Source organism: Hyalangium ruber (assembly GCF_034259325.1).
Lineage (GTDB): Bacteria > Myxococcota > Myxococcia > Myxococcales > Myxococcaceae > Hyalangium_A > Hyalangium_A rubrum.
The window spans coordinates 122,347-138,402 of record NZ_JAXIVS010000002.1 but is presented as its reverse complement, the minus strand read 5'-3'; the positions used below and the strand labels follow the sequence as shown (position 1 = coordinate 138,402).

14 protein-coding genes are annotated in these 16,056 nt (G+C 69.2%); 9 read left to right on the top strand and 5 right to left on the bottom strand.

The window, feature by feature from the left end; all coding sequences use genetic code 11:
* Nucleotides 1–5: 5 nt before the first annotated feature.
* From SYV04_RS05660 to SYV04_RS05640, 5 genes are all read left to right on the top strand, one after another.
* Nucleotides 6–410 (top strand): hypothetical protein, encoded by a 405-nt coding sequence (locus SYV04_RS05660; RefSeq protein ID WP_321544582.1) that lies wholly within the window; start codon nt 6–8, stop codon nt 408–410.
* The gene (locus SYV04_RS05655; protein ID WP_321544581.1) at nt 403–660 is read left to right on the top strand and encodes a DUF5985 family protein; all 258 of its coding nucleotides are present in this window, start codon (nt 403–405) and stop codon (nt 658–660) included. Before SYV04_RS05660 ends, SYV04_RS05655 begins: the two co-directional genes overlap by 8 nt.
* 12 nt (nt 661–672) lie before the next feature.
* Nucleotides 673–948, top strand: a complete 276-nt coding sequence (locus tag SYV04_RS05650) for a DUF5985 family protein (RefSeq protein ID WP_321544580.1) — start codon at nt 673–675, stop codon at nt 946–948.
* A 142-nt stretch (nt 949–1,090) separates the two neighbouring features.
* Nucleotides 1,091–3,247, top strand: coding sequence for an ATP-binding protein (locus SYV04_RS05645; RefSeq protein ID WP_321544579.1), 2,157 nt, complete (start codon nt 1,091–1,093; stop codon nt 3,245–3,247).
* Between the two features lie 329 nt (nt 3,248–3,576).
* The gene (locus SYV04_RS05640; protein ID WP_321544578.1) at nt 3,577–5,346 is read left to right on the top strand and encodes a protein kinase domain-containing protein; all 1,770 of its coding nucleotides are present in this window, start codon (nt 3,577–3,579) and stop codon (nt 5,344–5,346) included.
* A gap of 18 nt (nt 5,347–5,364) precedes the next feature.
* Here SYV04_RS05640 and SYV04_RS05635 read toward each other — a convergent pair whose 3' ends face one another.
* Both SYV04_RS05635 and SYV04_RS05630 read right to left on the bottom strand, forming a co-directional pair.
* Nucleotides 5,365–6,090 (bottom strand): immunity 52 family protein, encoded by a 726-nt coding sequence (locus SYV04_RS05635; protein WP_321544577.1) that lies wholly within the window; start codon nt 6,088–6,090, stop codon nt 5,365–5,367.
* A 13-nt stretch (nt 6,091–6,103) separates the two neighbouring features.
* Nucleotides 6,104–7,675: a Tox-REase-5 domain-containing protein gene (locus SYV04_RS05630; protein ID WP_321544576.1), complete on the bottom strand. Its 1,572-nt coding sequence runs from the start codon at nt 7,673–7,675 to the stop codon at nt 6,104–6,106.
* A gap of 108 nt (nt 7,676–7,783) precedes the next feature.
* Between SYV04_RS05630 and SYV04_RS05625 the strand changes: the two genes are divergently transcribed.
* Complete coding sequence (locus SYV04_RS05625) at nt 7,784–9,088, top strand: ABC1 kinase family protein (protein ID WP_321544575.1); 1,305 nt, start codon at nt 7,784–7,786, stop codon at nt 9,086–9,088.
* Between the two features lie 55 nt (nt 9,089–9,143).
* Here the strand turns inward: SYV04_RS05625 and SYV04_RS05620 are convergent, their stop codons facing one another.
* A complete protein-coding gene (locus SYV04_RS05620) occupies nt 9,144–9,551 on the bottom strand; it encodes a response regulator (RefSeq protein ID WP_321544574.1) in 408 nt (135 codons plus the stop codon).
* Nucleotides 9,552–9,858: 307 nt separating this feature from the next.
* Here SYV04_RS05620 and SYV04_RS05615 point away from each other — a divergent pair, with 307 nt between their 5' ends.
* Nucleotides 9,859–10,917, top strand: a complete 1,059-nt coding sequence (locus SYV04_RS05615) for a chemotaxis protein CheB (RefSeq protein ID WP_321544573.1) — start codon at nt 9,859–9,861, stop codon at nt 10,915–10,917.
* A 21-nt stretch (nt 10,918–10,938) separates the two neighbouring features.
* Here the strand turns inward: SYV04_RS05615 and SYV04_RS05610 are convergent, their stop codons facing one another.
* Complete coding sequence (locus SYV04_RS05610) at nt 10,939–12,669, bottom strand: hybrid sensor histidine kinase/response regulator (protein ID WP_321544572.1); 1,731 nt, start codon at nt 12,667–12,669, stop codon at nt 10,939–10,941.
* Nucleotides 12,666–14,612, bottom strand: coding sequence for a CheR family methyltransferase (locus SYV04_RS05605; RefSeq protein WP_321544571.1), 1,947 nt, complete (start codon nt 14,610–14,612; stop codon nt 12,666–12,668). The genes SYV04_RS05610 and SYV04_RS05605 overlap by 4 nt, the downstream gene beginning before the upstream one ends.
* A 198-nt stretch (nt 14,613–14,810) precedes the next feature.
* Here SYV04_RS05605 and SYV04_RS05600 point away from each other — a divergent pair, with 198 nt between their 5' ends.
* Nucleotides 14,811–15,137: a hypothetical protein gene (locus SYV04_RS05600; protein WP_321544570.1), complete on the top strand. Its 327-nt coding sequence runs from the start codon at nt 14,811–14,813 to the stop codon at nt 15,135–15,137.
* Between the two features lie 98 nt (nt 15,138–15,235).
* On the top strand, nt 15,236–15,889 hold the full coding sequence (locus tag SYV04_RS05595; protein WP_321544569.1) for a response regulator transcription factor: 654 nt from the start codon (nt 15,236–15,238) through the stop codon (nt 15,887–15,889).
* Nucleotides 15,890–16,056 lie beyond the last annotated feature (167 nt).

The following is a 16,056-nucleotide window of genomic DNA, read 5'->3' as shown; positions in this document are numbered from 1 at the left end:
GGGGTGTGAGTGACGCAGTCATCCCCCCGCGTGTGCAGCGCTTCATCGCCACGCACATCGACTCCATCGAGAAGCTGGAGGTGCTGCTCCTGCTGCGGGCGCGCCCGGATCGGGAGTGGACCGTCCAGGACGTGAGCCAGGAGCTGCGCATCACCGAGGCCTCCGCCGCCGCGCGCCTGACGGACCTCACCGCGCGCCGGTTGCTGGTGGACCGGGCGGGCAGCCCGACCACCTACCGCTTCAGTCCGGCCAGCTCCGAGGACGCTCAGGACGTCAGTGATTTGCAGTCCACCTACAGTCTGCGGCGGGTGAGCGTCATCTCGTTCATTTTCTCCAAGCCCCTCGACAAGGTGCGAGGGTTCGCGGACGCGTTCCGGCTCAAGCGGGACAAGGACGAAGGCAATGGCTGAGGCGGTCTACATCCTCTGTGCCTTGACGAGCCTGGCATGCGCGGTGCTGCTGCTGCGAGGCTATGGTCGCTCCCACCTGCGCCTGCTGCTGTGGAGCGGCCTGTGCTTCGTGGCGCTGGCCATCAGCAACCTGGTGCTCTTCGTGGACCTGGTGCTCGTCCAGGGGGTGGACCTGTCCCTGTGGCGCAGCTCCATCGCGCTGGTGGGCGTGGCCATCCTGGTCTACGGCCTGGTCTGGGACGCGCAGTAGGAGGCAACGGCGATGTTCATCAAGCCGATGATCAACGGCGCACTGGTGATGGCCTGCGTGGTGTGCGCCCTGTTCTTCCTGCGCTTCTGGAAGGCCTCCCGGGACCGGCTCTTCGCCTTCTTTGCGCTCGCCTTCACGGTGATGGGGTGCAACTGGCTGGTGCTCACCCTGGTGGATGTGGACGACGAGCGGCGCCACTACGTCTACCTCATCCGACTTGTCTCCTTTCTGATCATCCTCTACGCCATCTGGGACAAGAACCGGGCCGGGCGCGGCAACCCTTCGTAGCGTCGGTAGGGCTCGGTGCGGACTGTCCAGCAGTGAGCGGAGAATTTTGTCTCCGACTTCAGGGAGGGGGATCCACTTGCCGCTGCAAGGCTCAATCCCCATCTCGTAGGGGTCGTCCGCTCGCAGGTGAGGAAATCCGTTCATGAGGGAAGCGCCTCCCGTCGCGAGCATTCTCCTGGTGGACGACCACCCAGCGAACCTGCTGGCGCTGGAAGTCGCCCTGGAGCCGCTCGGGCAGCGGCTGGTGACGGCCCGCTCCGGCGCGGAGGCGCTGCGCAAGCTGGCGGACGAGGACTTCGCCGCGGTGCTGCTGGATGTGCAGATGCCGGAGCTGGACGGCTACCAGACGGCCCGCCTCATCAAGGCGCAGGAGCACACCCGCCACATTCCCTTGCTCTTCCTCACCGCCATTCACCGAGATGAGCGCCAGGTGCTGCGCGGTTATGCGCAGGGGGCGGTGGACTACCTGCTCAAGCCCTTCGACCCGGACGTGCTGCGCGCCAAGGTGTCCACCTTCGTGGAGCTGTATGTGCGCGGCGAGCAGCTGAGGGCGCGCGAGGCCCGGTTGCGGCAGCAGGAGCGCGAGCTGTTGGTGCGCCAGGGCGAGGCCCACGCGCGCGCCCTGCTGGACGCCATGCCCCAGGCGGTGTGGGCGGCGCGGCCGGATGGGAGCCAGCCCTGGTGCAACGCGACATGGGCGGCGCTGATGGAGGGCTCGAAGACGGGCGAGGCCGGCACCTCCTTCCTGGACACGGTACACCCCGAGGAGCGGGAGCTGGTGCGCGCGGGCCTGCACGAGGCGCTGCGCTCCGGGCGCTCCTGGGAGGGGCAGCACCGCATGGGGCGGCCCGAGGGCTGGCGCTGGCACCGCCTGCGAATCATTCCCCAGCTGTCCAGCGGCGAGGCGTGGAGCGGCTTTCTGTGCGCGGCCACCGACATCGACGATGAGCGCCGCACCCAGCAGGTTTCACAGATTCTGTCGCACGCCAGCGTGGTGCTCTCCTCCTCGCTGGACTTCCACGCGACGCTGGCCCGGCTGGCCCAGCTGGCCGTGCCGCGCTTCGCCGACTGGTGCGCGGTGGACGTGGTGGACTCGGAGCGCCCCGGCACGAAGCTGAGCCGGGTGGCGGTGGCGCACGTGGAGTCCATCAAGGCCGAGCGGGTGCTGGAGCTGCACCAGCGCTACCCGCCCCAGGAGGACGACGCCTCGGGCGTGGCGCGCGTGCTGGCCTCGGGCGTGCCGGAGCTCTTGCCGGAGGTGCCCGACACGCTGCTGCGGCGAATCGTCCGCGACGCCGAGCACCTGGCGCTGCTGCGCGAGGTGGGCTTCCAGTCCTGCATCCGCGTGCCCATGCGCACCCGGGAGCGAAACCTCGGCGTGCTCACCTTCGTCATCTCCGGCAAGCGCCACCGCTATGACCGCAGGGACCTGGCGCTGGCCGAGGAGCTGGGCCGTCGGGCCGCGGTCGCCATGGACAACGCGCTGCTCTACCTCGACGCCCAGCGCGCCCAGCGCGAGGCCCAGGAGGCCAACCGCCTCAAGGACGAGTTCCTCGCCACGCTGTCGCACGAGCTGCGCACGCCGCTCACCTCCATCCTGGGCTGGACGCAGATGCTGTTGCGGCGCGAGGACCTGGGCGAGTCGGGGCGGCGCCGCGGCCTGGAGACCATCGAGCGCAACGCGCGCGTGCAGCGCCAGCTGGTGGAGGACCTGCTGGACGTCTCGCGCATCACCGCCGGCAAGCTCTCGCTGGACTTCAAGGAGGTGCCGCTGCGCGAGGTGGCGGACGCGGCGCTGGAGAGCGTGCGCCCGACGGCCGAGGCGCGCGGCGTGGTGTTGCAGGCGGGCCTGGAGCACCTCAGCGACAGCGTGCTGGCGGACGCCACGCGCCTGCAGCAGGTGCTGTGGAACCTGCTCACCAACGCCATCAAGTTCACCGAACGCGGCGGGTGCGTCAGTCTGGATGCCTGTCGTGAGGGCGGCGCGGTGGAGTTCACCGTGCGTGACACCGGCAAGGGCATCCCCCGTGAGTTCCTGCCGCACGTCTTCGAGCGCTTCCGCCAGGCGGAGATTGGCCGGGAGCAGGGCGGACTGGGGCTGGGGCTGGCCATCGTGCGCCACCTGGTAGAGCTGCACGGCGGCTCGGTGGGCGTACACAGCGACGGGCCGGGTACGGGCGCCACCTTCAAGGTGCGCCTGCCGCTGAGGGCCGCGCCGGAGGCGGGGGTGGTGGCGCCCCGGGCCTCCGAGGAGCTGGCGGCGTCCGTCTCCACCCTGCTCAGCCAGGGCTCCTGCTGATCCTGAAGTTTCTTCCACCCGCCAGCGGTAATTCCTACTGGCTGGCGCGGCGGGGAACTTCACGGCGCCGAGTCGATCGCTTCCCAACACTCTCCGAATGCTGAATCCCTACCGGGGTTTCCGCTCGGTGCTCCGGCGCCATGGGCGCGGGCCCGGTGTAGGCACGGTTGTCGCATAGGGGCATACCGTCGTTCGTTCCCTCTCGCCCCAGTGTCCCAGTGCTCTCTCAGCCTTCCTCATGCACCTGTGAGACGCCGCATCCGGAATCCACCGGGTGCGTCACGCTGATCCGCCCGGCGGGAGCCCCGGCGGAGGCGCGGCGGGACAGGGTGCTGCCCTGGCAGGAACCCGTCGAGGAGGCGCGTGGGCTCATCGGCCAGCGGTTCGGCCGCTTCGAGGTGGTGCGCGAGCTGGGCCGGGGCGGCATGGGGACGGTGTGGCTGGCCGAGCACACGTTGATCCAGAAGCGCGTGGCGGTGAAGGTGCTGCACGAGCACCTGGCGAGGGATCAGCGGCTGGTGTCTCGCTTCCTCTCCGAGGCGCGCACGCTCACGCTGATCCAGCACGAGAACGTCGTCTCCATCTATGACCTCGACATGCGAGACGGGCGCCCCTCGCTCGTCATGGAGTACCTGGAGGGGCAGAGCCTCTCCGCGTTCGTGAAGGGCCCGCTGGAGCCGGCGCTCGCGGTGGATCTGCTCACCCAGGTGTGTGACGCGCTCGGGGCCGCGCACGCCCACGGCATCGTCCACCGGGACCTCAAGCCGGCCAACGTCTTCCTGGTGCCTGGAGGCAACGGGCGCCACCGGGTGAAGCTGCTGGACTTCGGCATCGCCAAGCTCCTGGACTACCCCACGGACATGACGCCCACCCAGAACGGCGTGCTGCTGGGGACTCCGGAGTTCATGTCCCCCGAGCAGTGCGTGGGCGAGGCGGTGGATGCGCGCGCGGACCTGTACGCGGTGGGCGTGCTGGGCTACTTCCTGCTCACGGGAGCGCTGCCCTTCAACGGGCGCCCGGCGGAGCTGCTGCTGGCACACCTGCAGAAGCCGCCGCCGCTGGCGCACGAGGCCCGCCCGGGCGTGCCGCAGGCCCTCTCGCGGGTGCTGGTGCGGGCCATGGCCAAGCGCCCCGAGCAGCGCTTCGCCTCCGCCGCGGAGCTGCGCGAGGCGCTCCAGGCGACGGTTGCTCCCAGGCCCGCTGCTCCGGTGTTCACGGCGCGGGTGAGGATGAGCGGAGCGGCGGGCTCGATGGAGCTGCGCTGCGATCGCGTGGGTCGCGGGGGCCTCTTCCTGCACACCGAGGGCGTGCCGCCGCCGCTGCTGGAGGACGTGGGGTTGTTGTTGCGACTGCCCGGGGGCGAGCTGGCGTGTACGGGACAGGTGGTTCGGCACGTGTCGGTGGCGCAGGCGCGGGAGTGGCGCATGGCGCCGGGCTTCGCGGTGCAGCTGCGTGACTCGGCGCCGGGCTTCCTGGACGCCCTGGAGCGGCTGATCGCTGGCGAGCGGGTGGCGCCACAGACGCCGCCGCTGGGCGTCGAGCACCAGAACACGCGAGCGGACTCGGTGCTCCAGCGCTTCCGGGGCCGGCTGCGTGGGGACCACTACGGAGTGCTGGGCGTGCCGTGCGAGGCCGACTTCGACGCGGTGCGAGTGGGGGCTCGCGAGGCCCGCCTGGCGCTCGAGCCGCTCATGAAGCTGCCGCTGTCCGCGGGCCAGCGGGCCCAGGTGGAGCGGGCACTGGAGCGCGTGGCGGAGGCGCTGCACGTGCTGGGGCACCCGGAGCGGCGCGCGGAGTATGACGCGGGGCTGCGCAACCTGGAGGGGTTGCTGCGCTGCCTGTCGGCGGGGCTCACGGTGACGGCGCTGGAGGGGTGCCGCCGCCGCTTCCTGGAGCACCACCGCGTGCCGGAGGGCCACGCCATGTTGCACATGGTGACGGGGGCCTCGTTCGCAGCGCAGGGGAAGCTGCCCGAGGCGCTCGCCGCCTACGAGGCCGCGCTGCGGGTGGATCCGCTCCACCTCGAGGCGCTGAAGATCTGGCGCTCGTTGAGGAACCGGGTGCGGGCCACCCCCCCCGCGGAAGGCGCGGGCCGCTGAGCCGCCCTCCGGTAAGGCTCACTCTTCCCAGGGACGCGTGGGACCCGCCAGCCCTGCCTGATCCAGCCGCTCCCAGACACGCGTAGCCAGCTCCACGTGGGTGGGGTTGGAGAGGGTGAAGCGCTCGGGGGTGAGGATGATGAGCGAGCCCTTGTCCTCCACCGGCTCCACGCGCACGGGCTGGGGCAGGGCTGGCACCTCGCCTCGACGGCGTGAGAGGTAGGTCATCCAGCCCACCAGCAGGTGCGGGGCCGTAGACGGATCAGGAGAGACCTTCTCCAGGTGCGCATTGGACATGACCACGCCCTTGTCGGGCTCCCAGGCCAGGACCATGGCGCGGAGCACCTCGGTCATCATGGCGGTGGTGAGCACGCGCTCCGCGACAGCCCCCTCATCTGGAGGCTGGAGCAGGCACACATCCACGGCGAAGCGGGAGGAGGAGCCGCAGGTGAAATCAATCTCCGTGGACTGGCCTTGCTGCTCGACGTTCCATATGCCGAACCGGAAGCCATGTTCGGGGAGTTGGTGCTTCTTCTGCGCGAAGGCGGCCTCGAACGTCGCAGCCGTGGGCTCGACAGGGTGCTTCAAGGATTGCTCGCGCGACTGCTTCACGCGGAACCAGCGACTCCACGACGGATCCAGTCGGGTCAGCAGGCGAAAGAAGTGTTCGGCGCGTTGGGCGCATGCCCTCGCTGGTTCCCTGCGGCCCAGCCAGTAAGCACCCACGTAGTACGTCTCGATCATCCGGGAACCATCCTCACGGTTGCGCGGGAATGTGGACTACCTCGATACGCAGTCCTGCCTGTGCGAAGGCCTTGCGGAGATAGTCGGCAAGCCTCTTCTCCGCGACAATCCATTGCAGGGGTGTGTTCTGGGCGACCCGATATTGTCGCCGTGCTGTCGCGATCATCTCGCGAAAGCCTTCGAAGAAGTCCAGTGGACTGAGTTCATCATCCAGGAACTTCGCGTAGCCAGGCTCCTTGGCCTCCACCAGCTTCGTGCCGGTGAAGTCATCCAGATCCGCTTTTTCTCCCGCGTGCTCCACTCGGTACACCCAGCCCTCCGGCGCACGCCCCACCTGCGCCTGGTAGCGCTTTGCCGGGGCCAGCATCGCTTCGTTCTTCTGAATCCACCGCCCAGGGCCTCCAATCGGCGGCTTCCAGGAGGAGCCCCCTTCGCCGTTTCCGCCCCCGCCGCCCGCGCCCCGGCCCGCCATGTGGACGATGTAGAGCGCTCCGGGGGCAGCGCTCACCGCCGTCACCACGCGACCCGCGGGCACCACCACCTGCTCCAGCGCCAACGTGCCCCGCGCCGACAGCGACAGCACTGGCACGCGCAGGTTGCCCAGCGCGTTACCCGCCGAGGCCACGCGCGCACTGCCTGCCTCCGCCGTGAGGCACACCAGCGCCACATTGGTCACCAGCCGTGAGACGAGGCGTACCCGCTCCCCATGGGAGACGGCCTGGAAGTGCTGGTAGTACTGGGGAGAGTTCTCCACCAGGGTGCGCACCACGCTTGGCAGCCGCGCCAGCGCCTCCAGGCTCTCGCTCGGGTGCTGCACCACGGAGAGCAGGCCGGTAATGCTGTCCACCGCCGCTTGTTCGACGCCTTCCAGCATCGGTCCCAGGGTGTCCTCGTCCGGCACGTACACTCCGGCCAGCACCGCATCCGGATGGATCTCCAACGTCTCATCCACCGGGTAGAGGAAGCCCTGGCGCGGCAGGTAGAACGGCCCTACCGCGAAGCCCTCGGCCCGAAGAGCGCCGCCCTCGAAGCGCATCTGTCCCGCCTGTTGCACGGCCCTGCCGGTGGTGGCCCGCACCAGGTAGCCATCCGGTCGAAGCACCAGCAACGGGGCGAAGCGGGCCATTCGCTCCCGCAGCGTCGGGGGGGGGACCGCCGCGCCGCCGTGTACCACCTCCAGCAGCAGGTACACCGCCATGCGCCAGGGACCGAAGTCCTTCAACGGCACCTGTGCCTCCAGCACCTGATTCAGCAGCGCGATGGCCTGCGCTGGCGTGAGCGGGCGCCGGTCTCGGGGAAGCGCGGTGGGAGGCACGCCCGCGCGCACCAGCAACCCGGAGAGGTAATCCACGTCCACGTGCCGGGCCTCGATGGGCGCCAGGCCCCCTGAGGGTTCGGACGTGCGAGGCGCCGGCCGGGGCATGCTCACGGACCTGTGTACTTGATTGAAGAAGGCGCAGCCGCCGCCAAACCCACAGGAAGGGCGGCGTCGGCTGGAAGCCCCTTTCGAGGACGGGGCCGTGGCGCACGCGGAGAGCAGCAGGAGGAACAGCACCACCGCTCTGGGAATACGACGTGAGAACATGCCGCACCTCCAACTGAACCCGCCCCCCCGGCAGCCGGACGAACGGGAGCAACGTGCAGGCCTGACTTGCGTCCAAGGTCAGGCTCCCCGTTAATCATCCCAGGTTCCATGGCCTCCGACTCCGACGACAAGCTCCCGCCCCAGGGGCGCTTCCAACGCTTCCGCAAGCTCGCGGGCCTGTCCGCCCAGCTCGGCGCGGACGTGCTCAAGAGCGGCGCCAAGCGCCTCGCGGGACAGGAGTCGGAGCTGCTCACCAAGGGCATGGCCGACAAGCTCGTCGCCACCCTGGGGGACCTCAAGGGCGCCGCCATGAAGTTCGGCCAGGCCATCTCCATGGACCCGGACCTGCTCACCCCCGAGGTGCGCCAGGTGCTCGCCCGCCTGCAGAACCAGGCGCCCGCCATGGGCTATGACACCGTGGCCCGCGTCATCCGCCAGGAGCTTGGCGCTGCCCCCGAGGCCCTCTTCCGCGAGTTCGACCGCGAGCCCCTCGCCGCCGCCTCCCTGGGCCAGGTACACCGCGCCGTGCTCGAGGACGGGCGCCCCGTCGCCGTGAAGGTGCAGTACCCCGGCGTGGCCGACTCCCTCCATGGCGACCTCGACAACCTGGGCATGGTGGTGAAGACCGTCTCCAAGACGTCCAAGGTGATGGACGGCACCGCCTACTTCTCGGAGATGCGCGAAGAGCTGCTCCTGGAGCTGGACTACCGCCGCGAGGCCCGCCTCTGTCAGGGCTTCGTCCAGAGCGCCGCGCGTTTCTCGGACCTCAAGGTCCCCGAGGTCGTCTCCGAGCGCTCCTCCGAGCGCGTCCTCACCCTCGAGCTGCTGGAGGGCCAGACGCTCAAGGACTGGGTGGTGGGCGAGCCTTCGCCCGAGGAGCGCTTCCGCGTCTCGCGCCAGCTCATCCGCGCCATCTACGGGCCCTTCCTCTGCGCCGGGGAAATCCACGCCGACCCGCACCCCGGCAACTTCATGGTCATGAAGGACGGGCGCCTGGGGCTGTTGGACTTCGGCTCCATCAAGCGCTTCTCCGAGCGCTTCGTGGACGCCAACCGCCGCATGTTCCTCGGCGCCATGAAGCTGGAGTCCATGGACATCCTCGGCCTGAGCCGCGAGGTGGGCTTCCACGTGGAGCTGCCCGACTCGGAGGCCGAGGCGCTCATCCGCGAAATCCTCCACATCGCCGGCCGCCCCATGCGCAGCCCGGACTACGACTTCGCCACGTGCGAGATCAGCCGCGACATGAAGCAGCACTTCGCCAAGAACGCGGTGCGCTTCCTGAAGATCCGCCCGCCTCCCGAAGCGGTGATGTTCTTCCGCTCCACGGGAGGGCTGGCGCAGAACCTGCGGCTCATTGGCGCGCAGGGAGACTTCCGCGGCGTGTACCTGGAAGTCGCGAACCTGCTGGCCTGAGCCGTCAGGCCTGGGCCCAGTGCTCACCGGTGAGCACTGGGGCCTCGCACGGCTTCTACTTGGGAGTGGCCGCGGTGGTGCCCGTGCGGCCGCGCTTGTACAGGTCCGTCAGCTTCTTGGCCAGGTCCGCGCCCTGCACGCTCTTGGAGATGTAGCCGTCGGCGCCGGAGGACAGCGCCAGCGAGCGCAGCTTGGACTCATCCGAGGCGGAATAGAGGATGAACTTGGTGCCCAGCGGCGCCTGCGCGCGCGCCAGCGACAGCACCTTGTCCCCGCTCAGCGCCGGGATGTTCACGTCCAGCAGCACCAGGTCCGGCGCGACGGAGCGCACCAGATTGGAGACGCCCAGCGAAGAGCGGTGCGTCTTCACCTCGAAGCCGTAAGACGAGAGCGAGCGCTCGGCGAGCACGAGCTGATCCTGGTCGTCGTCGACGACGAGGACGCGGATCTTTGTTTCCGACATGGTTCCCCCGGAGGGCGGGTTGTTGTTCAGGTGGCCAGGATTATGGCCTTCCTGGCCCAAGGTGTTGAAGGGGGGGCGTGTAGGGAGCCTTCCAAACCGGCCAGGCGGACAGGCATTCCGAACGAAAGCAGTGTCGCTGTCAACATGAAGATTCCGGATAGCCAGCGAGCCCCGAGGCCAAAGGGCAGACAGGCATGACAGGCAGGGAAGGGCGGTCGGCCCGCAGGGCAGGCCAGCAGGCGGGAATCTCTGTGCCAGGAAGCGGGGATGCACACCCTTGGGATGTCTTTCCACCGAGCGGAGCCCCATGGCCCAGCGCAATACCCGCGACATCATCGTCATCGGTGCCTCGATGGGAGGCGTCGAGGCCCTGTCGGAGCTCGTCGCGCAGTTGCCCGAGGACTTGCCGGCCGCCGTCTGCATCGTCCTGCATGTGGCCGCGGACCACCGCAGCTTCCTGCCGGAGATTCTTACCCGTATCGGCCCGCTGCGCGCCTCGCATCCCCAGGACCACGAGCCGCTGCTGCATGGCCACATCTACGTGGCGCCCAATGATCGACACCTGCTCGTGGAGCCCGGCCATGTGCGGGTGGTGAAGGGGCCGCTGGAGAATGGCCACCGCCCCGCGGTGGATCCGCTCTTCCGCTCGGCGGCGCGCGCCTATGGGCCGCGCGTGGTGGGCGTGGTGCTGACGGGGGCGCTCAACTGTGGCACGGCGGGATTGCTCGCGGTGAAGAACCAGGGAGGCCTGGCGGTGGTGCAGGATCCCGACGACGCCGCCTGTCCGGACATGCCGCGCAGCGCGATGGAGTACGTGGAGGTGGACCACAGCGTGCCGCTGCGCGCGATGGGCGCCCTGCTGGGAAAGCTGGTTCGATCGCCGGCGCGCATGAAGCGCAAGCGTCCCGTCTCCCGCCTCTTGGACCAGGAGGTCAAGGTGATGGCGGGCCACCCCGAGGCCACCAACCAGCCCCCCGCGGGGGGCAACCCCTCACACTTCGCCTGCCCGGACTGTGGGGGCGTGCTCTTCGAGATGGATGACACGGGGATGCTGCGCTACCGCTGCCGCGTCGGCCATGGGTACACGGCCGAGTCGTTGATCCACGAGCAGGTGACGCACGTGGACTCGGCGATGTGGGCCGCCGTGCGGGCGCTCGAGGAGAACGCGGCGCTGGCCCGGCGCCTGGCGGCGCAAGCCCGCGAGCGCGAGCACCTGCACTCGGCTCGGCGCTACGAGACGCGGGCCGAGACGGCCGAGCATCAGGCGCGGGTCCTCCGGGGCCTGGCGATGAGGACCGCCTCGGTGGACGCGCAACTGCCTTCTCCGGTACCCGCGGAGGACGACGTCCGGGAGAAGTCAGGGTAGGAGGAGTTCGGGCCTACGCCCTCACCGCTTCGGTTTCCCGCCTGGGCGCGCGGCACGCTTGCGTGCCTGGGCCTTGGAGGGCATGGGCGGAGCGGTCTGGGCGAGCATCTCCCGCAGCCGGGTGAGCCCCAGCGGCTTGAGGAGCACTCCCTTGATGGAGCGCAGCCGCCGATCCTTCGGATCGAAGTCCAGCGTGGAGCCCGTCATGAGGTAGATGGGGAGCTTGCGGTCGAGCGCCCGCGCCTTGCTTGCCACCTGCCACCCGTCCATTCCCCGCAGTCCGATGTCGCAGAGCACCAGGCTGTAGCGCTGGCCCTGGCGAAGCCGCTCCAGCGCCTCCTGCCCGCTGCGCACCCCTTCGGCGCTCGGCCCCTGGGACTGGATGGCCAGCAGGGTCACCTCGAGGTTGGAGGGGTCGTCGTCAACGACGAGCACCCGGCCCGTGAGAGCGGGTTGAGTGACGGGGGGGGGCGCCGCGGGAGCCGGGAGCGCCGCCAGGGCGCTTTGCTCCAACAGCGGAAAGCAGAGGGTGAAGACCGCGCCCCCACCCGGGCGGTTGGCGGCGTGGATGGTGCCCCCCGCGCGCGCCATGACGCCATAGGCCATGGACAGGCCCAGGCCCGTGCCTTGCCTGCCCTTGGTGGTGAAGAAGGGCCGGAAGATGCTGCGCAGGTGCTCGGCGGGAATGCCCGTGCCCTCGTCCTCCACGGTGATGACGACTTTGTCCTGCTGGACGCCGCCGCGCACGCGGATGGTGCCCCCGTGTGGCATCGCGTCGCGCGCGTTGAGCAGCAGGTTGATGAAGACGTAGCGCAGGTCCGTCGCCGAGCCATGCACCAGCGGCAGTGAGGGCACTTCCACCACGAGGCGCAGCGAGAGGCTCGAATGGGCCGCGCGGTGCTCCATTTCGCTGTGGGCGATCTCCACCGCCTCTTGAACGACGTCGGCCAGTTGCACCTGCTCGGAGTCCGGCTCGACCCGCTGCCGCGCGAAGTCCTGGAGGCGGTGGATGCGGGTGCTGGCGTCGTTGACGATGCGCGACATCGCATCCAGGTGGGCGCGCTGGCTGGGGGTGAACGTCGCGTCCCGCTGGGTCAGCTCCAGCCGCAGCCTCATGGCATTGAGGGTGTTGTTGAGATCGTGCGCCACCCCCGAGGCCATCTCGCCCAGGGCTCGCAGGTGCTCCTGCTCGTGGAGCGTCTCCCGGGCGCGCTCCAGCTCCTGCTCGGAGCGCACCTGCTCGGTGATGTCGTGAGCCAGCACCAGCACCGCATGGTGGGTGCCCGGCTTGCGGTGCATGGCCACCCGCTCGGTGCGCACCTCCAACGTCCGCTCTCCGCCATGTTCCTGGTAGCGCTCCACCAGAGGGCCCTGGCTGTCCATGCCGCGAAGGGTCAGGGACGCGGCTTCCGCTACCTGCCGCAGCGTACACAGCCCTTCTCCCGAGAGCTTGTCCTGCCGAACCCGTCTCCAGAAGCTATCGCGCGACAGCTCATGCCAGCGGCGGTTGGCCAGCAGCACGACGCTCCCCCGCAGCAGCGCCAGCGCGCTCGCGCTCGTCTCCAGCGCCCAGGTGGACAGCCGGTAGGAGGAGACGTGCTCGTCGGTTCGCAGCTCCAGCCGCTGAACCAGCGCCGCGTGCTTGGCGAACAGCTCCTGGTACTTGCGCAGCAGCCCATCCCGCGGCTCCGCGGGACGCGGGGCCGGTGGGAGCGTCTCAGCGGGCGGAGGGGCGGTGCGGCGGGGGCTCATTTCTTGAGGCGCTCCTTGAGTTCGCGGTTCTCCTGCGCCAGGGCCGAGGCGCGCGTGGTGTCCTCGAAGAGGATGATGGCGCCCAGCAGGGTGGAATCCATGATGAGGGGAGTGGCCACCAGCGTGGCGCGGCCCCGGCCTCCATGGGGCAACTGGTAGCTGATCTCCTCCTGACGCAGCGAGCGGTTCTCGCTCAGGTGCTTGCGGATGCGCATCTGCACCGCGCGCGCCAGGGCGGGGACATTCAGGGTCCACAGCACCTGGCCCACCGCCTCGCGCTCGGTGAGGCCCAGCAGCCGCTCGGCGGCGAGGTTCCACGTGGAGATGCGCCCCTGCGCGTCCAGGACGATGACCCCCGCCGAGAGGGTGCGGATGATGGTGCGCTGGCTGAAGGCGAGCGCGTCCATCTCATGGGTGCGGTGGGCCAGCTCGCGGTTGGTGGCATCCAGCTCGGCGTTGGTGGACTGGAGCTCCTCGTTGGTCGTCTCCAGCTCCTCGTTGGTGGACTGGAGCTCCTCGTTGGTCGTCTGCAGCTCCTCGTTGGCGCTCTGGAGCTCCTCGTTGGTCGTCTCCAGCTCCTCGTTGGAGGCGCGCAGCTCCTCGTTGGAGGTCTGCAGCCGCAGGTTGGCGGCGTTCAGCTCCTCGGTGGCGCGCTGGAAGCTCTGCTCCAGGCCGCGCAGGCTCGTCACGTCATGCGCCACGTAGATGAGGCCCTGCGTCTCGCCCGTCGCGGTGCGCAGGGCCACCACCTGGGCGCGCAGCGTGGTGGGCTCCGCCCCAGGAGTCTCCAACACCCCGTCGGCTACCTCGCGCTCGGAGCGGCCTACGCGCACCCGGGCCGTCTGCTCGACCAGCAGGTCTGGGTTCAGCCCGGGGAGCCCGAGCGACGCCAGGCGCTTGCCCGCCAGCTCTGCCTCGCTCCGGGACCAGAGCCGGGTGGCGGCCTGATTGGTGAGCTTCACCGTGCCTTCGGCGTCGGTGACGATGATGGGGCAGATCTGCGAGTCGATGATGCCGCGCAGGAAGTTGCGCTGCGTGTCCTGGGCGTTCACGGTTGCCAAGACGTGCGCTGGGGACGGCGGGTCGGGTACGGGCAGCGGCTCGGGGGGAGCCAGGGCGAACTCCTGCCGCCCATCCTTGCGGTAGATGCGCCGGGGCAGGTCCACCGGCTCGAAGAGCCGGGCCGCGAAGGGGATGAGTTCCGAGCGCCCCAACACGAGGATGCCCTCCCGGCGCGCGGCGAAGTGGAAGCGCGCCAGCACCCGCTTCTGCAGGTCCGCGTCCAGGTAGATGAAGACGTTGCGGCAGAGGATGAGATCGATCCGGGAGACGGGCGCGTCGGAGACCAGGTTGTTCACCCCGAAGACAACCGAGCGGCGGATCTCCTTGCGCACCGTGTGGCCGCCGCTGGAGGGGGTGAACCAGCGCGCCAGGCGCTCCTTCGAGCAGCCCTCGAGCTGCTGGGCGGTGTAGACACCCCGGCGAGCGAAGGCGATGGCGGCCTCGTCCACGTCCGTGGCGAACACCTTCAGCTCTGGCCCAGGCATGCCAGGGCCCAGCGCCTCGGCCGCCGCGATGGCGATGGAGTAGGCCTCTTCCCCCGTGGCGCAGCCGGCGCTCCAGATGCGCAGCTCCTGGTCCGGCCGCCGCTTGCGCGCCAGCTCCTTGAGCACCTTTTCCAAGCTGACCCACACCTCCGGATCCCGAAAGAAGGTGGTGAGCTTGATGAGCATGGACGAGACCAGGGTGTTGATCTCGTTTGGCTCCCGTTCGAGCAGGGCCAGGTAGGCGCCGCGGGTGCGGCAGCGCGTGGCGTTCATCCTCCGCTCGATGCGGCGCTGGAGCGTGGCCCGCTTGTAGTTGCGAAAGTCGAAATTCCGGACCTGCCGGACCTTCTCCAGGATGGCTTCCAGGTCGTTATCGCGCGGGGGCTTGCTGGCCATGGGCGGGCCTGTAGCGCATTGCCTGCCAGGGCAGCAAGGCGGCGTCTGCCCTCCTGGGTCAGGTGAAGCAGAAGCGTGGCGCCGGGCAGGCGAGGGAGTGAATTGGCCTTCGGTCCAATTCTGGCCCGGCAGGGGGCACCCCAGGTTGGAAGTGTTCTCTCCTTCACTTCTCGCGGGGATGGACCCGGAGCGACCCCCATGTGCTACGACCTCGACATCCCCCGTCCTCTGTTCGAGCTGATGCAAGAGCTGCCGACAAGGACTCGAATCGGCATTTACCTCGCACTCTCTCGGCTCTCGGAGGTGGCGTCGCTCTGGCCTCCGGATGATGTGCGGTGGGAGCGCTTCGGGAGGCGGAACGGGGACGGGCTGTGCTTCTACGTGGAGGGTTGCTGCGTGAGCGTCGAGCTGCAGCCCACCGAGAGACGCCTCCGGGTGCGGGAGATAGGACGGGTGCTCGTCCGTCTGCCCTTGGATGCTTCGGGCCTGGAAGGCAACCTGCTGAGTTCTCCTGCCCAACACTGAGAAGCGGGCCTATAGGGGAAGACCGTCCTCTGTGCGGTAGGTTCATCCTTAGATTGGACCTAGCGGAGGAACACCCTATGGAGCCGAGAGCGATTCGCGTGGGCATCTTGGAAGACCAGCAGGTCTTCATGGAGAGCCTGGTCTCGGTCTTCGAGAGCGCGGGCATGGAGGTGGTGGCCCGTTGCTCGAACGTGGAAGATTTCCTGTCGAGTACGCAGAAGCATCCGCCGGATGTGGCGCTGGTGGACCTTCGGTTGGAGCACCGGGAGCGCGACGTGGTGGGAGACGGCTGCCGGGCGGTGGAGTTGCTGCATGACTTCCACCCGAACGTGCGCCCGCTGGTGCTGTCGGCGAACCGGGATGCGCAATTGATCGAGCGCTGCTTCCGGGCGGGAGCGGCCGGCTACCTGTGCAAGCTGAACGTGGGGTGCTCGGCGGTGCTCGAGGCGGTACAGCGGGTGGCGCGCGGCGAGCGGCTGGCGCCTCCGGATCTGTTCCCCATGGCCTCCGTGCAGGATGACGCTTCGACAGCGCGAGGGGCGCTGGGGCGGCTCACGTCACGCGAGCGGGAGGTGTTGAGCTACATCGCCGCGGGCGCGGACAACCTGAAGATCGCCGTCTGCCTGAACATCACCGAGCGCACGGTGAAGGCCCACATCACCAGCATCTACCAGAAGCTGGACGTGGAGAACCGCACGCAGATGGCGATGCTGGCATGCAAGCTGGGGATCGAGCGCCCGGCAACCCTCTGAAGCTCGTCGGCTCGTACGCGAGGGCATTACCCTCGAAGACAATGGGCGTGTGACAGCGGGGACTCCAATTTCAAGGCAGCATCGGCGGTAGGTCCCTCCTTCCCTGCCTTCTCCTGCCTCCGGTGTGCTGACGGTCCCCGGCGGACCGAGGTCGGACGCTTCCTCCC

Coding starts and splice junctions, on each gene's coding strand:
- SYV04_RS05655 (WP_321544581.1), top strand. CDS start 403: ATGGCTGAGGCGGTCTACATCCTCTGTGCCTTGACGAGCCTGGCATGC.
- SYV04_RS05650 (WP_321544580.1), top strand. CDS start 673: ATGTTCATCAAGCCGATGATCAACGGCGCACTGGTGATGGCCTGCGTG.
- SYV04_RS05645 (WP_321544579.1), top strand. CDS start 1,091: ATGAGGGAAGCGCCTCCCGTCGCGAGCATTCTCCTGGTGGACGACCAC.
- SYV04_RS05635 (WP_321544577.1), bottom strand. CDS start 6,090: ATGATCGAGACGTACTACGTGGGTGCTTACTGGCTGGGCCGCAGGGAA.
- SYV04_RS05630 (WP_321544576.1), bottom strand. CDS start 7,675: ATGTTCTCACGTCGTATTCCCAGAGCGGTGGTGCTGTTCCTCCTGCTG.
- SYV04_RS05625 (WP_321544575.1), top strand. CDS start 7,784: ATGGCCTCCGACTCCGACGACAAGCTCCCGCCCCAGGGGCGCTTCCAA.
- SYV04_RS05620 (WP_321544574.1), bottom strand. CDS start 9,551: ATGTCGGAAACAAAGATCCGCGTCCTCGTCGTCGACGACGACCAGGAT.
- SYV04_RS05615 (WP_321544573.1), top strand. CDS start 9,859: ATGGCCCAGCGCAATACCCGCGACATCATCGTCATCGGTGCCTCGATG.
- SYV04_RS05610 (WP_321544572.1), bottom strand. CDS start 12,669: ATGAGCCCCCGCCGCACCGCCCCTCCGCCCGCTGAGACGCTCCCACCG.
- SYV04_RS05605 (WP_321544571.1), bottom strand. CDS start 14,612: ATGGCCAGCAAGCCCCCGCGCGATAACGACCTGGAAGCCATCCTGGAG.
- SYV04_RS05600 (WP_321544570.1), top strand. CDS start 14,811: ATGTGCTACGACCTCGACATCCCCCGTCCTCTGTTCGAGCTGATGCAA.